Annotated in this window: 13 protein-coding genes; 4 read left to right on the top strand and 9 right to left on the bottom strand. The window is 59.9% G+C overall.

The window, feature by feature from the left end:
• Positions 1-7 precede the first annotated feature (7 nt).
• The 4 genes from KUV46_00150 (at position 8) to KUV46_00135 (ending at position 6,560) form a co-directional block, all read left to right on the top strand.
• Positions 8-3,184, top strand: coding sequence for a TonB-dependent receptor (locus KUV46_00150; protein ID QYJ00826.1), 3,177 nt, complete (start codon positions 8-10; stop codon positions 3,182-3,184).
• A gap of 75 nt (positions 3,185-3,259) precedes the next feature.
• Positions 3,260-5,092 carry a sulfotransferase gene (locus KUV46_00145; protein QYJ00825.1) on the top strand — a complete coding sequence of 611 codons (1,833 nt, stop codon included), beginning with the start codon at positions 3,260-3,262 and terminating at the stop codon, positions 5,090-5,092.
• A 94-nt stretch (positions 5,093-5,186) separates the two neighbouring features.
• Complete coding sequence (locus tag KUV46_00140) at positions 5,187-6,191, top strand: nitronate monooxygenase family protein (protein QYJ02318.1); 1,005 nt, start codon at positions 5,187-5,189, stop codon at positions 6,189-6,191.
• Positions 6,192-6,215: 24 nt separating this feature from the next.
• Positions 6,216-6,560, top strand: coding sequence for an MmcQ/YjbR family DNA-binding protein (locus KUV46_00135; protein ID QYJ00824.1), 345 nt, complete (start codon positions 6,216-6,218; stop codon positions 6,558-6,560).
• Here KUV46_00135 and rnhA read toward each other — a convergent pair.
• The 9 genes from rnhA to KUV46_00090 form a co-directional block, all read right to left on the bottom strand.
• Positions 6,549-7,001, bottom strand: a complete 453-nt coding sequence (rnhA, locus tag KUV46_00130) for a ribonuclease HI (protein ID QYJ00823.1) — start codon at positions 6,999-7,001, stop codon at positions 6,549-6,551. The genes KUV46_00135 and rnhA overlap by 12 nt on opposite strands.
• A 49-nt stretch (positions 7,002-7,050) precedes the next feature.
• Positions 7,051-7,635 (bottom strand): hypothetical protein, encoded by a 585-nt coding sequence (locus tag KUV46_00125; GenBank protein QYJ00822.1) that lies wholly within the window; start codon positions 7,633-7,635, stop codon positions 7,051-7,053.
• Positions 7,632-8,168 (bottom strand): hypothetical protein, encoded by a 537-nt coding sequence (locus tag KUV46_00120; GenBank protein QYJ00821.1) that lies wholly within the window; start codon positions 8,166-8,168, stop codon positions 7,632-7,634. Before KUV46_00120 ends, KUV46_00125 begins: the two co-directional genes overlap by 4 nt.
• Before the next feature lie 32 nt (positions 8,169-8,200).
• Positions 8,201-9,166, bottom strand: a complete 966-nt coding sequence (thrB, locus tag KUV46_00115) for a homoserine kinase (protein ID QYJ00820.1) — start codon at positions 9,164-9,166, stop codon at positions 8,201-8,203.
• A 9-nt stretch (positions 9,167-9,175) separates the two neighbouring features.
• Positions 9,176-10,660 (bottom strand): MFS transporter, encoded by a 1,485-nt coding sequence (locus KUV46_00110; GenBank protein ID QYJ00819.1) that lies wholly within the window; start codon positions 10,658-10,660, stop codon positions 9,176-9,178.
• A 192-nt stretch (positions 10,661-10,852) separates the two neighbouring features.
• Complete coding sequence (locus tag KUV46_00105; GenBank protein ID QYJ00818.1) at positions 10,853-12,367, bottom strand: MFS transporter; 1,515 nt, start codon at positions 12,365-12,367, stop codon at positions 10,853-10,855.
• A gap of 132 nt (positions 12,368-12,499) precedes the next feature.
• Positions 12,500-13,447, bottom strand: coding sequence for a cyclase family protein (locus KUV46_00100; GenBank protein ID QYJ00817.1), 948 nt, complete (start codon positions 13,445-13,447; stop codon positions 12,500-12,502).
• A 73-nt stretch (positions 13,448-13,520) separates the two neighbouring features.
• Positions 13,521-14,495, bottom strand: coding sequence for a glutathione S-transferase family protein (locus KUV46_00095; protein ID QYJ00816.1), 975 nt, complete (start codon positions 14,493-14,495; stop codon positions 13,521-13,523).
• 88 nt (positions 14,496-14,583) lie between these two features.
• The gene (locus KUV46_00090; GenBank protein QYJ00815.1) at positions 14,584-15,054 is read right to left on the bottom strand and encodes a hypothetical protein; all 471 of its coding nucleotides are present in this window, start codon (positions 15,052-15,054) and stop codon (positions 14,584-14,586) included.
• Positions 15,055-15,181: the final 127 nt, after the last annotated feature.

Here is a 15,181-nt window from a genome sequence, read left to right as displayed (position 1 = left end):
TGAGAGTATGAGCCTTGTTCGTAAGAGAACAGAAGCCGGTTTCCAGCGCCTTCTACTGTCTGGAGTTGCCGCAACAACCGTTTTCGCGTTTGCCGGTCCGGTAGCTTTGGCGCAGGATGCCATCCAGGATGATGTCGAAACCATTCCAGAGGTGGAAGAAGCAGCCGCCATCCAGCAGACGGTGACCGTCACCGGATCGCGCATCCCGTCCGACCCCAATCTGATTTCGTCGGTTCCTGTCCAGTCGCTCGATGATGAGGCCATCAAGCTCTCTGGTGAGCTGAACCTCGCCGACATCGTGAATGATATCCCGGCCCTGGTTTCGTCGTTGACGGCTGAACAGTCCGATACGGGCGCAAACGCGCTGAACCTGCGCGGTCTTGGCCAGGAGCGGACACTGACCCTCGTCAATGGACGCCGCCACGTGGCTGGCTTCCGTGGTACGCAGGCTGTCGATGTAGGCACAATCCCGCGTTCGCTGGTTGAGCGCGTGGAAGTCACGACCGGTGGTGCATCGGCTGTCTATGGTGCAGACGCTGTGACGGGTGTCGTGAACTTCGTCCTCAAGGATGACTTCGAAGGCCTCCAGCTCGACCTTCGCGGCGGTGTGGCAGGCGAAGGCGATGCCGAGAATTTCACGTTCGACCTTCTTGCCGGCCAGAACTTCGACAATGGCAAGGGCAATATCGTTCTCGCCCTGACCTATGAAGACGATTCGTCCATCACCTATGGCGACCGCGACTGGTCGCGCGACAATGGCATCGCCAGTGTCGAGCCACGTGCGAACCCGGCGAGGCTGACGGACCCGAACGCCCCGCCGCGTGCCGTGATCAATAATCCAACCTTCTGGCTCACCTCGCAGGAAGGCTCGATCGCGCCGACTTTTGGCGGCCGTAACACGCTTTATGTCGACATCAACGGCAACGGCACGCCAGACTGTCAGGAGTCCGAGGGCGGCCGCGTTGGCTTCCTTGCAGGTTGCTGGTTGACAAATCCGGATGGCACTATTCGCGTGAACCAGGACGGTATCGTTCTCAACGGTCTTTGGGGCATTGGCGGCGATGGCGGCGCAATCAGCTTCAACCGCGATACGCTCTACCCGGCCACAGACAAGGTCGTTCTGAATCTTAACGCCAATTATGAGCTGGCGCCGACATTCTCTGTCTTCTTTGAAGGCAAGTATGTGAACGCAGAATCGACGACCTTTGCCGAGCAGGACAGCTTCTACGACACGCTGTTCATCCAGCCGGACAACCCGTTTATTCCATCTCAGCTGGACCCAGTCGTTGCCGTTACAGGTGGCCTCCTGCTTACGCAGGACCCGCTGGACTGGAGCGATGACAATCCATCGACCTATGAGCGTGAGACGCTTCGCTTTGTAGCGGGCTTCGAGTGGGAGCCTGCAGCAGGCCACCTGATCGAAGGCTCGATCAATCGCGGTGAGTTCAAGCGCACCGATGAATACACCGGCCTCTATCTCGACCGCGTGTTCGCGGCGATCGACGCTGTCGAGGACGGCAATGGCAACATTGTCTGTCGTTCAGATCTCGACCCGAACGCCTTTTACGAAATCGACTATTTCGCGGGCGGCAATGGCTATGCGGATGGCTTCTATTCGTCGAACGCCTACTATTCGTTCACGCCGGGCGACGGCTCATGTGCGCCGCTCAACCCGTTCGGCACCTATTCAACCAGCCAGGCTGCACGTGACTTCGTCACGTCAAACCTGCGGGATGAGCTGAAGCTTGAGCAGACGGTGGTCTCGCTCATCGCGACCGGTAACTTCGATGTCATGGACTATGTCCTCGACGGTCCGCTCGGCTATGCAGCCGGCCTTGAGTTCCGCAATGAGCGCAGCAGCAGCACGCTCGATCCGCTGACGCTCGGTATCCTGCCGCCAACGACGTCCTATACGCCGGGCGCTCAGGTCAGCCAGATCAGCCCATGGCTGTTCTCGTTCACCAGCATCGACAACACCCAGCAGTTCAATACGGGTGGTGGCTATGACGTCTACGACGCCTTCGCTGAAATTCGTCTGCCGATCTTTGAAGACCGGCCATTCGCAAAAGAGCTGACTCTGGACGGTGCTGTTCGGGTGGCGAGCTATTCGACACTTGGCGAAGCGACCACCTGGAAAGTGGGCGGTACATGGGCGCCGATCGAGGACATCAGCTTCCGCGGTACCGTCTCTGAAGCTGTGCGTGCGCCGAACATCTCCGAACTGTTCGATCCGCGTCTTCCGATCACCGTTTCGGCAACTGCTGACCCGTGTGACCCGGGCAATGTCGGTGCCGGCTCCAGCGTGCGTCAGGCCAACTGTGTGGCTGACCTCCTCGCAGCAGGCGTCCCACAAGGCCAGATCCTCGATGGGGCAGGCAACTATATCTGGGTGAATCCGCTGACGGGCCGCTTCTCTGGCGTGTCGGGCGGTAACCCTGATCTCGATGTGGAGACGGCCGAAACCTTCACGGTCGGTGCGGTGTTCCAGCCTCGCTTCCTGCCGGGCTTCTCGCTGACTGTCGACTATTGGGACGTATCGATTGAGGACGCGATTTCGGCTGTGGCCTCTGGCGACATCCTCGATGGCTGTCTGGACTCCACGAACTATCCCGGCCTCGACTTCTGTAACCTCTACACCCGCCGTGCGGACGGTGGCCTGAACGGTCTTGAAACCGGTCAGATCAATTTCGCCCAGGTCGAAGCAAGCGGTGTCGATTTCTCCGCCAACTACTCTTTCGATGTTGGCGAGAACACCTTCGGCGCAACGCTGGTTGGCTCCTATCAAGAGAAGCTGGACCGCTTCTTCAACCCACTCGACCCAGAAGATGTCGATCCAGAGATCGAGGAACTGTTCCTGCCTGAGCTTTCGGGCAATCTGAACCTGACCTGGGCACGCGGTCCGCTGGCCGTCGGCTTCCAGACCCAGTATCTCAGCCGTCAGGCAGTCGATGAGGTCGAAGACGTGCTTGGCCTCAATGGCAATCAGGCGCTCTACGGCAATGCTGGCTTCTTCGATGAGAGCTACATCTTCGACGTGAACGCGTCCTATGAGTTCAGCGAACAGTTCACCTTCTATGGCGGCGTGAACAATATCGCTGACAAGGATCCGTTCTCGACGCAGACGGCATGGCCGGTCGGGCCACGTGGCCGCTTCTTCTTCCTCGGCCTGACCTACACCCACTAGGGCTCAAGTCGGACCTGAAGATAAAAGTGGAATGCGGAGGCGAAAGCCTCCGCATTTCTTGTTATTCGAACTGCCATGCCTGAAACGACTAATGCACTTCTGGAAACTGTCGACCGGCTTGCCGGTGCCGGGCAGGGCGATGAAGCCATTGCCCAGCTGGAAGCCGCACTGAAGCGTGAGCCGCGGGCATTTGCGCTCTGGCTACGCCTTTCCAGACTCCGCTATGATGCTGGTGAGTATGTATCGGCCGTCGCTGCCATGCGCGAGGCAGAGCGTGTAGATCCGATGCCGGAAGGCTTTGTGCGCATCCAGCAGGCGATCCAGTCGCGCCGCTATGAAGACGCGCGCGCCATGGCAGAAGCTATGCTGGCCGAGGTGCCGGGGCATCCGCGTGCCGTATTCACGCTGGCCCACCTTGCACGTGCACGTGGTGACCATGAGGCAGCGGCAAGACATCTGGCGACCAGTTTCCAGCATGCGCCTGCAAACCCCGTCCTTCGAGAGCTGCACATTAGCGCGCTGGAGGATGCGGGCGATTATGCAGGGGCTATTGAGGCCGCGCGCGAACTCGCCCGACTCGACAACGGATTCCCGGCAGTCCACCGGCTCCTGACCGTCCTCCTGCGCTACGGTCAGAATGAGGAGGCGCTCGAACTCTGCACGCGCGCCGAAACGCTCGCTGGAGAAGATTCCCGAAAGCTGAGTGAAATCAAGCTGCTGCGCGGGCAGCTTCACAGGATACTTGGCGATAAGGCAGCGTCTGTTGAGGCGTTTCATGACAGCCTCCGCCTTCACCCCGGTCAGGCGGCGGCATGGTGGGGACTGGCCGACCTGAAGACCTACAAATTCACTGATGATGAGCGAGCCGCCATGCGAGATCTTCTCGCCTCGTCCAGCGTGAACCGCCAGCAAAAGGCGCAAGCGGCTTTTGCTTACGCGCGGGCGAGCGATACGCCCGGAGATCAGAAGCAAGCCATAGAGGCCTACGCCAAGGCAAATGCCCTGCAGCTCGCATTCGCACAGAATGAAGGCCGCGCTTTCGGGCTCGGCTTTGACCGCACGCAATTCTCGGACGCCATCGACCGCTTGAAGCAGGGCTTTGATACGGCCGCGCTGGAGACCCAAGCGAGCCACCCAGCGATTGGGCCCACCCCGATTTTCATTCTCGGCCTGCCGCGCTCCGGCTCGACCCTGCTTGAGCAGATCCTCGCGAGCCATTCCAAGGTCGAGGGGACGATGGAGCTACCCGTCTTGCCATCAATCAAGCGAAGGGCGCACAGGCTCTGCGCCAAGACGCTAGGCGGCGATTACCTGGACAAGGTAGGTGGCGTGTCAGCGGCGGACCTCGCCGCGTTTGGCCAGCAATACATCGACGACAGCGCAGTATTCCGTAGAGAGGGCGCCGCCTGCTTCACCGACAAACTGCCCCACAATTTCGAGCATGTCGGCCTGATCCATAAAATCCTGCCGCATGCGGTCATCATCGACATCCGGCGTAATCCGCTCGACTGCGGGCTCAGTCTCTACAAGCAATATTTCGCGGCCGGCGTCGGCTATAGCTACGACCTTCGCGACATTGGCGCCTACTATAATGGGTATCTCGCCTTGATGGACCATTGGGACGAGGTGCTGCCTGGGCGGGTGCATCGCGTCATCTATGAAGACCTGGTCGCCGAGCCGGAGCGGGTCATCACCCGCCTGCTGGAGGATATCGGTCTCGGCTTTGAGCCAGCCTGTCTCTCTTTCCATGAGAATGAGCGGGCCGTGCGCACCGCCAGCAGTGAACAGGTGAGACAGCCGCTCAACAGTGCCGGCATTGGCCAATGGCGGGCGGTGGAGCACCAGCTAACACCGCTGAAGGAAAGTCTAAGTTCGGAAACATTGGCCCGCTTTGGCGGGCTCCTCTGAAGATAATCGCGCTCACCAGCTTCTTTCCCCGTCGGCAGGCTTGCCGCGGTCGGTGCTTCTTTGGCAAGTTGCGCTCAACTGATTTTGCCGGAGGATAAATTCCATGAAGACAGCGATCACCGAAATGTTCGGCATCGAACATCCCATCATCCAGGGCGGGATGCACTATGTCGGTTTCGCCGAGATGGCTGCGGCCGTTTCCAATGCCGGCGGCCTCGGCATCATTACGGCGCTGACGCAGAAAACGCCTGCCGATCTCGCCAATGAGATCGCGCGCTGCAAGGACATGACCGACAAGCCGTTCGGCGTGAACCTCACCTTCCTGCCATCGGTGAACCCGCCGGACTATCCGGGCTACATCAAGGCCATCATCGAAGGCGGCGTGAAAGCGGTCGAGACGGCGGGCAACAACCCGGCGCAGGTCCTGCCGATCCTCAAGGATAATGGCATCAAGGTCATCCACAAATGCACCGCTGTTCGCCACGCGCTGAAGGCGCAGTCGATCGGCTGTGACGCTGTCTCTGTCGACGGTTTCGAGTGCGGCGGCCACCCCGGCGAAGACGATGTGCCGAACATGATCCTCCTGCCGCGGGCTGCCGATGAGCTGGAAATCCCGTTCGTCTCTTCCGGCGGTCAGGCTGACGGCCGCTCTCTGGTTGCTTCGCTCGCTATGGGCGCACAGGGCATGAATATGGGCACCCGCTTTATCGCGACGAAAGAAGCGCCTGTGCATGAGAATGTGAAGCAGGCCATCGTCGCTGCGACTGAACTCGATACCCGCCTTGTGATGCGCCCGCTGCGCAACACAGAGCGCGTGCTGAACAATGCTGGCGTTGAGCGCCTCCTCGAAAAGGAAAAGCGCCTCGGCTCCGACATCAAGTTCGAGGACATCATCGAGGAAGTCGCTGGCGTCTATCCAAAGATCATGAAGGAAGGCGAGATGGATGCCGGCGCATGGTCATGCGGCATGGTTGCGGGCCTGATCTACGACATCCCGACCTGTAAGGAGCTGATCGACCGGATCATGAAAGAGGCTCACGACATTATCGAGGATCGCCTGCGCGGCTTCCTCGGCACGAAGGCGTCGGCAAACGCCTGATGACTGACTGAAAGGGACAGGGCGATGACCGCAGAAGACCTGACGCGCATCGCCCTGTCTTTTCCTGAGGCGCTGGAAAAGCCTCATTTCGACTGGACGAGCTTCCGTGTCGACGTCCCCCGCGGCAAGATATTCTGCACGCTGCCCCCACACCATGAATTCGCAAACGTCTTCCTCAGTGTCGAGGAGCAGGCCATGCTGTGCGAGGCTGAGCCTGTCGTTTTCTTCAAGGTCCCGAACAAGTGGGGCGATAAGGGCGCAACCTCCATCCGGCTTGGCGAAGTCGATGAGGCGACGCTGTGTTCCGCGCTGACCATGTCCTGGCGCCATGCGGCGCCCGCCAAATTTCATGACCGTCTAGAGCGCTGAGGCGTCTTTCTTCTGGCGTGCTGCAAGGCGGGCCAGTTCGTCGGCGCGCTCATTACCTTCGTCGCCCGCGTGGCCTTTCACCCAGACCCATTCAATCTCATGAGGCTTGCAGGCGGTCTCAAGAGCCTGCCAGAGGTCCTTGTTCTTGACCGGTTTTTTTGAAGCCGTCTTCCAGCCATTGCGCTTCCAGCCATGGATCCACTTGGTCAGGCCATCTTTCACATAGGTCGAATCAGTGTGCAGGCGGACCTTTGACGGACGCTTCAGCGCGTTGAGGCCTTCAATCGCGGCCATGAGCTCCATCCGGTTATTGGTGGTCTCATATTCGCCGCCCATCAGCTCTTTCTCATGGTTGCCAGATTTGAGCAGAGCGCCCCAGCCGCCGGGGCCGGGATTGCCGCTACAGGCACCGTCTGTCCAGATTTCAACGAGCTTTGACATGGCGCTCTGGGTTGCGTGTTTCGCTGGCGCGGTCAATCCGCCAGCCGCGCTAGAATACATCCGCCGTCTTGTCGGCAAGCTGGCGCGCAGGGCGGACGATCATGATAAAAATCTGTCCGCAAATAATTCCAGCCAGTGCGCCGACTGCTCCGCCAGTGATCAACCCGCCAAACCAGGCGATGGCTGATATGTTGAGTGTGAAGAGACTGGATATGCCGCCAGCGAGCAACGCGCCCCAGATGGCGCCCCATCTCAGATAAGCCGCCGTCGCACCAATCCCTCGTCTCGGAAACCGGCCTATGGAGAAGGCGAGCACGAGCCATGTGACGGGCACGACGGCGTAGAAGACAAACCAGTTGAAGGCGCAGAACATGAGAGCGAGCATGGCGCCTGCGAAGAAACCGTCTCCCGTAGTCAGGCCGTAGGTTGTGGACCCGGTCACGTCTGTGGCGATGCTGATGGCGAAAAGAATGAGTCCTGCGATCAGCGCAACGAGGAGGCTCGCGGCGAACCCGCAGAGAAAGACACCGAGGAGGACGCGCTTGATCTTGGTCGGCGCGGGTGTTCCATAGTCGCGGGCCGCGGACCCGTGAGTGTGTGCTTCTGAAGGAAGGTCAGAGCCCGCGCTTTTCATTCTGCGTGCGCTTTGTCAGGTCGAGAGACCAGCCAGAACAGAATGGCCGCTATACCACCTGCCACCGCCCCGGGCACAACGACCACCACGAGCAAAGAGTAGATTTCCGAAAAAACCCAGGTCCACATTTCTGGGTCTTGGATATGGCCGAAGGCGAAGCCGGCGATAATTCCAGCCGCGGCGCCGGAGCTCGCATAATAAGCCAAGGCTGTTCGGCGCGTCGAAACCAGCCATACATGTACAGGAACGCCGACAAGTAACATTGCTGGTATGCCCACCAACGCCCCGAGGGTAACACCCACAACCGCTATAGAGCCAAGCGTTTCGAAGATTTCGAAAGGCGTAGCGGGCCGGTAAGTGACTGAGTCGCTCAGTAGCACGAAAAAAATCTCTTTAGGGAAGAAGATCATCCCGACGAGTTCCGCTGCGACCAAGCCGCCAAGCACGGGTGAAATCAGGACGGCGGCCACGAGACGCCCGCTGATCGCTCTGCGAACTCTGTCGAACGGTGAATTTCCAGACTTTTCAGCCATGCCTCACGACCCGAAGTTCATCGAATTCAGAATCAGCCGCCATAATCGGCGACTGATTTTGCCTGACGGTGAAAGGCGAGCCGGTCAGCATATTCCAGCGGGTTTTTGGGGCGGACCAGCGCGTCGGCTGGCGTATCGGTCCAGTCGACGAGGCGCGTCATGAAGAAACGCAGCGCTGCGCCCCGGCACAGAAGCGGCAGGACGGCGCGCTCGGCTTCTTCCAGCGGGCGGACGCTCTCATAGCCTGCGATCATCGCTGCGCCCTTGGAGTAGTTATACTCGCGTCCATCCTCGAACGCCCAAGAGTTGAGGCAGACGGCCAGATCGTAGGCGAGGGCATCCGTACACGCGAAATAGAAGTCGATCGCGCCGGAGAATTTGTCCTCCAGGAAGAAGGCATTGTCCGGGAAAAGGTCGGCATGGATCGTCCCGCGCGGCAGGTGCGGACTTTGCGGCCGAGCCTTCGCGGTTTCTGCCAGGTCATCCTCAATGAGCGCTGCGAGACCGGGCTGTAGCTCTTCAGCGGTCTCGCTGCGGCCTTCCCATAGAATCGGCCAGCTTGCAGGGCCGAGCGCGTTCTCGCGCACCTGATCGAAGTCAGCGAGGGCAGCATGCATGCGCGCAAGCGCCTCGCCCATGGACCGGCATTGCGCGGCATTGGGACGTTTCGGTGACAGGCCATCAAGGAAGGTAACGATAAGGGCAGGGCGCCCTTCAAGCGTTTGGAGCGGCTCGCCATCGCTGGCAGGCACGGGCGCCGGGCATGGGAAGCCGCGCGCGGCGAGGTGCTGCTTCAGGGCGACGAAATAGGGAAGGTCCTTGGGGTCTGCCCTTCGCTCAAACAGGGTCAGAATGAACCGGCCCTGATCTGTCTCGAGATAGTAGTTCGAGTTTTCCACCCCTTCCGCGATACCCTTGAAGCTTCTTGGGCGGCCAATGTCATAGCCGTCCAGGAAAGCCTCAAGCGCATCGTCGGAGACCTGGGTGTATACCGCCATATCGGTCGGTTAGAGTTCCTTCGGCATCATGTCACGCATCAGCGTGCGGCCAGCCAGAAGATAGTGAACCGCTGCCCACGCATAGAGCGAGCAAGCTGCGATAATGGCCCAGCGAAGACCTTCGCTATTGGCGCTGGCGCAAGTCGCTGCGGCGTCTGCCGCAAGCTCGCCAACGGCCTTACAGGTCTCGAGCGTCATGCCGAGATCGTTGCCCGACAGGAAGAGCGAGTTGAGGAAGGTGGACAGGCCACCAACAACTGGTGGGCCAAGACCATAGCCGAGCAGGTTCACGATGAAGAGCGTAACGGCAACCGAGGTTGCACGCATACGGCTATCCACGACGCCGCCAACGATGGCGTACATCGGGCCGAGATAGAAATAGTGGAGTGTGGCAGCGGCCATGAGCGGGGGCAGGGCGAGCCAGACCGTCGGCGCGAGATAACCGAGCGCATAGAGCGGTACCGAAGCGCCCATGCCAAGCGCAGGCATCCAGCAGAGCGCCCGTGGGTGACGGGTCGCCATCTGGTCCGCAAGGTAACCCGACAGGAAGACGCCGAGCGCTGCCATCAGGCCAATGATCACGCCGAACAGGATTGCAGCCGTTTCAAGGCTGAGGCCGTGCGTCCGGACAAGGAAGGACGTTGTGAACTGCGCAACGCCATAGCCAACGAAGGAAGCCACGGTGGCACCGGCCACGATGTGCCAGAAAGTCGGCTTGCCTGACAGGATCTTGAAGACGTCCTTCATGCTGGCTTTTTCCAGCTTCTGGACAGAAGCAGGGTCTGTATAGCCGCGCGGCGGTTCCTGAATGGTCAGTTTGACCACGAAGGCGAGAATGATGCCTGGAATACCGACAAGTATGAAAGCGACGCGCCAGCCTTCGACAGACTGCCAGTCGAGGAGGCCAAGCATCCAGTTCCAGCCCCAGGCTTGGAACAGCGCGGCGAGCGATGGGCCATCGAGATTGCCGACGATGAAGCCAGCAAAGACAGCTGCGAACATGCCGCCTAGCGGCACGCCGAGCGCGTAGATGGACACGGCGGTCGCGCGGCTTTTGGGCACGAAATAGTCTGCGATGAGCGATTGTGCGGGCGGGGTACAGCCTGCCTCACCAACACTGACGCCAACGCGGAACAGGAAGAGGACCAGGAAGGATGTTGCCACGCCGCAGAGCGCGGTCATCAGGCTCCAGACGAAGACAGCAATCGCGATGATCCAGACCCGGTGATAGCGCTCGGCAAAGCGGGCGATCGGAATACCAAGCATGGTGTAGAGGATCGCGAAAGCAGGGCCGCCGAGCAGACCCATCTGCCAGTCCTCAACGCCGAAGGAGGCCTTGATAGGCTCTGTCAGGATGTTGATGATCGAGCGGTCGATAAAGTTGAAAACGTAGACAAGCAGCAGGGATCCCAGAACAAAGGATCGGTATCCCTTTGTGCCAAAACCGGAATTAGGCACACCTACTGCGGTGGCCGTCTGGTCGACTGTCGACATTCTCTTCTCCCTCATCGCTGATCTCTGCGCCGCATCTTCTGGCGGGCAGGTCGGCATCAATCGCGAGCAGGATTGCAAAACGTGCGTCCGGATTCCAGAAGATTCCGACGAGTTTCTGAATAAATTTCACATGTGAAGCATTTTGCGGGCCGCCGGCGCTTAAGTCCGGCGGCCCGCAAAGGCATCTGATGATCAGGTATGCATGCCTGCAGCAGGTGCGACCGGATTATAGCGGTCGCGGCCAAAGTAGCGTGCAGCCATGAAGTAGCAGACTGCAGCAAGCGCCATGAAGCAGGCGGTCGCGGCCATCGAATAGCGTAGACCGTCGGCATAGGCCTGACAGAGGGCAGGACCGTTCTCTCCGAGCGAGGCAGGGTCCGTGCCGCAAAGACGCGGATTGAAATCGGCGGCTGCGTCAGCAAGGCCTGCCGCGGCGATCTGGCCCGACATGAAGAAGTCAGACATGGCACCCACGAAAAGAGGGCCAATACCGTTGCCGATCAGGCTGACAATGAGCAGCAGGACGGAGATCGTTGTTGCGCGCGACTTCGGGCTTACAATGCCGGTACCGACCGTGTATTGCGCGCCAAGATAGGCGTAGTGTGCAATCGCCGCGATGATCCAGAGGATGAAAGCGGTTGAAATGCTCGGCGAGAAGAATGCGCCGACATAGGCTGGCACGGAGATCAGAAGGCCAACCCCTGGGACCCAGGCGGCCGCGCTCGGGAAACGCCCTTCAAGCTTTTCGGAAATAAAGCCGCCGAGGAACGTCCCGCCTGCCGCAACGGCGGCCAGAGGGGCACCGTAGAGCACGGCAGCATCACGAACGCCGATGCCGTGCACACGCTGGAAGAATGGCGCCTGGAAGCTGATCAGGCCATAGCCGACAAAGGCAACGACCGCAGCGCCCATGGATAGCCACCAGAAGGTTGGCTTTGGCGAAAACTCGCGGAACGCGTCGAAGAAGCCGACCTTTTTCGTCGTATCGACCTCGGTTGGCGGGTCGGAGTAGCCGCGCGGTGGTTCCTTGATCGTGAAGAAGAGCAGGATCGCGATCAGCACGCCTGGAAGGCCGACAACGACGAAGGCGATGCGCCATCCCCCGACGGTCGACCAGTCAATACCGGAGAAAAGGCCACCAAGACCGAGAGAGCCGAGCCAGGCGCCAAAGTCTTCACCCTGGATGCCTGCAATCGTGCCGCCGAAAAGCTGGGCCAGCACGCCGCCGATGGTGACGCCCATGGAATAGATGCCCAGGGCACCGGCGCGGCTTTTGGGTGGGTAATAATCTGTGATGATCGAGTTGGCGGGCGGGGTACATCCAGCCTCACCAACAGCAACGCCGACGCGGAAAACAAGCAGCCAGATGAAGCCTGATGCAATCCCGCAAAGGGCCGTCATGACGGACCAGACGATAATACAAAGCGAGATGATCATCACTCGGTTTGCCCGGTCAGCCCACATGGCAATCGGGATACCCATAAGCGCGTAGAAGAGCGCGAATGGAGGACCAGACAGCAGCCCCCACTGCGTGTCAGAGAGATTGAATTCGTTGATGATCGGCTGCGCGACGACTGTGATCAGCGTCCGGTCGATAAAGTTCAACGTGTAGACCAGCATGAGGGAAATCAGGACGAATGACCTGTATCCCTTGGTGCCAAATCCGGTGATGTGCCCCTGACCAGCTGTTGCCGCTGTATCACTCATGACTGCCTCCCTTACCGTCTCTGCCCGGACGATTGCCCGTTCTTGTCGTGCAGTTCAGCCGCGCATGCAAGTCCGGTCCCGCCATGAATTAAACTCATGGCGGAATGAGACGGCATTGCAACGGCTCATAGCCTAGCGAATTGCGACGGGGTTGATCATGGCCTGGACGGTCCCGTTGAGGCGCGGAATACCAAGCGAGAAGAAGAACTCGGTCGCCCCATCTGCGGCCAGTTCACTTGTGACCATGTTCTCCAGGATATAGACGCCGCGCTTTGCCAGAAGCGTCTGGTGAACTTCGAACGGACGGGCCGGATTCTCAAATGGAATCGCTTCAAGCGCCGTGGAATCAGCGCCGATGGCGACCACGCCAAGATCGGCTAGATAATTCGCGCCTTCGACGCCAAGACCCGGATGGGTTGCCATCAGCTCCGTCGAATCGCCATGGGCTTCGAGGGCACCTGTATGGAACAGGACGACGTCGCCTTTTTCGATGGTCACGCCTGCGCGTTCAGCGGCCTGCTCGATTTCGGCGCGGTTGAACGCGGTGCCATCGGGGACAGGGCTTTCTCCGAAGACGGCAGTCATATCGAGAAGAATGCCGCGCGTGGCGATGGGCGGGATGTCCTGCGTGCCCATCTGCGTCAGGCCAGCTGGCGTGACGAACTCTGAAACGTGCACGCCATTATAGTAGCGGTGATCGATACCCATATGGCCGAGGCCGTCGATCTGGCTGCCGATACCGACAAAGGTCTGGACGAGGTCATCATTGCCGACGGCCTTGTTCTCACCAAGCGGCGTACCGGACCCATCAGACGGCTGCATGACATAGACATCATAGCGGCGCGGCGCATAGGCGGGCGTCTCGCGGCTGGTGATCTGGCCCAGCGCATACGTCTTGCCGGTCTGGATCAGCCTGGCGGCGGCCGCCGTCTTCTCTTTGCTGAGATTGGCGACAGCGCCAAGCCGGTCGTCTGCACCGTACTCGGATGGATACCAGTCCGCATCGGACTCAGTTTCCTGCGCGAATGATGGCGCAGCGGACAGGGCAAAGGCACCGAGTGCCAGACAGATCGATTTCATGAGAACCTCCCGGAGTTTTTGTATGTCCGGAAGTGTGGCGACTGCCCTTCGACCTGTCCAGCGCGACGCGGGGTCAGCCGCGCCCGTGCGGTTTCTCCCAGTCGATGTCTGGGCCGGCCGGAACGACGCGGGTCGGGTTCACCATGTCGTGGCTCTCATAATAGTGGCGCTGGGCGTGCATCGGGTTCACCGTCTCTGCGATACCCGGCCACTGATAGAGATCACGCGCATAGGGCCAGAGATTGGGGTAGTCGACGAGGCGCCTGATATTGCACTTGAAGTGCCCGTGATAGACGAGGTCGAATCGGTAGAGCGTCGTCCAGAGCCGCCAGTCTGCTTCGGTTGGGGTGTCGCCGGTCAGAAAGCGTGACTTGCCGAGCTTCTCGTCCAGCCAGTCCAGCGACTCAAACAGCGGAAAGACCGCCTCTTCATAGGCGTCTTGCGCGGTCGCAAACCCCGCCTTGTAAACACCATTGTTTACAGTGTGGTAGACGCGTTCATTGATGTTGTCGATTTCGGCCTTCTTGTCGTCCGGATAATAGTCGCCATCCGCCGCGCCGACGCCGTCAAAGGCTGAATTGAACATGCGGATGATGTCGGCCGACTCATTGCTGACGATCGTGTTCTGTTGCTTGTCCCAGAGCGTCGGGACTGTCACGCGCCCGGTATAGTGCGGGTCTGCCTTCAGGTAGATCTCATACATGAAGTCCGAGCCGAAGAGCTTGTCGCCGACAATCCCGTCCGGGTCGTCTTTGAAGGTCCAGCCATTCTCGCCCATGAACCAGTGCGTGTAGGAGACATCGATCATGTCCTCCAGGCCCTTGAGCTTGCGGAAGACCAGCGCGCGGTGCGCCCACGGACAGGCATAGGCGACATAGAGGTGATACCGGCCAGCTTCCGCCTTGAAGCCCGCCTTGCCATCTGGACCTGCGGAGCCATCAGGCGTGATCCAGTTGCGAAACTGGCTTTCATGGCGCTCAAAGCGTCCGCCTGTGCTATCAGTGTCGTACCATTTGTCTTGCCAGATGCCGTTATTCAGCAGGCCCATAAGTCGCTCCTGTCATCGATATGGCGCACTTTTTTGCGCGGTTTCGGACATGGAATTATGGGGCAGGGGCTGGATTTCCAGCGCCGCGTCAGGTGCTGGCGCTTTTCAGCGTGCGAATGTCGGCGTCGAGGCCAAATAGCCAGGCGCTAACCTGCCAGAGGATGGCGAAAACGGCGCTTCCGACCAGCACGTCCCATGGCCATGCGGCGCCGGCCTGTCCCCAACCAAGGATGACGGCAGCAGCGGCGATGAAAACATAGGACAGCGCAAGGACGCTCAGGAAGCGTGACAGCCAGTTGGAGCGAAATCGCATGACCGCGCCGCCCAGCCAGGCTGCACCGAGAGCGGCGACGTAGAGCATGTTCGCGTCATTCTCCGACCCGCCAATGATGCCGACCGCGCCATTCACGAGGACGAGCAGCACACTCGTGGCGATGAGCAGGAAAAGCCCGCCCCTGTAGGCGCGGCTGCGTTTTAGACGAAGCAAAAGAAAGACCGCGAGGGCCAGTGCGGCCAGAAGAAAGCCTGCTAAAACAAAGTCGAACAGCGTCCAGTTCATGAGCCGATCCCCGTTTATATCGTTCCGCCAGTCTGAACCAGTTTGCCATAAGTTGCCACGAAAAAGGCGGCGCCATCCAGATGGATAGCGCCGCCTTCATGGATGCGGGGCATGGCCCGGCGTTGGG

This window comes from Thalassovita mediterranea (assembly GCA_019448215.1).
GTDB lineage: Bacteria > Pseudomonadota > Alphaproteobacteria > Caulobacterales > Hyphomonadaceae > Henriciella.
Note: the sequence above shows the minus strand (reverse complement) of the source record. Positions and strands in the feature narration are given on the sequence as shown.

What these genes read in the sequence shown, in the direction of transcription:
- KUV46_00150 (QYJ00826.1), top strand. Translation starts at nt 8, where the DNA reads ATGAGCCTTGTTCGTAAGAGAACAGAAGCCGGTTTCCAGCGCCTTCTA.
- KUV46_00145 (QYJ00825.1), top strand. Translation starts at nt 3,260, where the DNA reads ATGCCTGAAACGACTAATGCACTTCTGGAAACTGTCGACCGGCTTGCC.
- KUV46_00135 (QYJ00824.1), top strand. Translation starts at nt 6,216, where the DNA reads ATGACCGCAGAAGACCTGACGCGCATCGCCCTGTCTTTTCCTGAGGCG.
- rnhA (QYJ00823.1), bottom strand. Translation starts at nt 7,001, where the DNA reads ATGTCAAAGCTCGTTGAAATCTGGACAGACGGTGCCTGTAGCGGCAAT.
- KUV46_00125 (QYJ00822.1), bottom strand. Translation starts at nt 7,635, where the DNA reads ATGAAAAGCGCGGGCTCTGACCTTCCTTCAGAAGCACACACTCACGGG.
- KUV46_00120 (QYJ00821.1), bottom strand. Translation starts at nt 8,168, where the DNA reads ATGGCTGAAAAGTCTGGAAATTCACCGTTCGACAGAGTTCGCAGAGCG.
- thrB (QYJ00820.1), bottom strand. Translation starts at nt 9,166, where the DNA reads ATGGCGGTATACACCCAGGTCTCCGACGATGCGCTTGAGGCTTTCCTG.
- KUV46_00110 (QYJ00819.1), bottom strand. Translation starts at nt 10,660, where the DNA reads ATGTCGACAGTCGACCAGACGGCCACCGCAGTAGGTGTGCCTAATTCC.
- KUV46_00105 (QYJ00818.1), bottom strand. Translation starts at nt 12,367, where the DNA reads ATGAGTGATACAGCGGCAACAGCTGGTCAGGGGCACATCACCGGATTT.
- KUV46_00100 (QYJ00817.1), bottom strand. Translation starts at nt 13,447, where the DNA reads ATGAAATCGATCTGTCTGGCACTCGGTGCCTTTGCCCTGTCCGCTGCG.
- KUV46_00095 (QYJ00816.1), bottom strand. Translation starts at nt 14,495, where the DNA reads ATGGGCCTGCTGAATAACGGCATCTGGCAAGACAAATGGTACGACACT.
- KUV46_00090 (QYJ00815.1), bottom strand. Translation starts at nt 15,054, where the DNA reads ATGAACTGGACGCTGTTCGACTTTGTTTTAGCAGGCTTTCTTCTGGCC.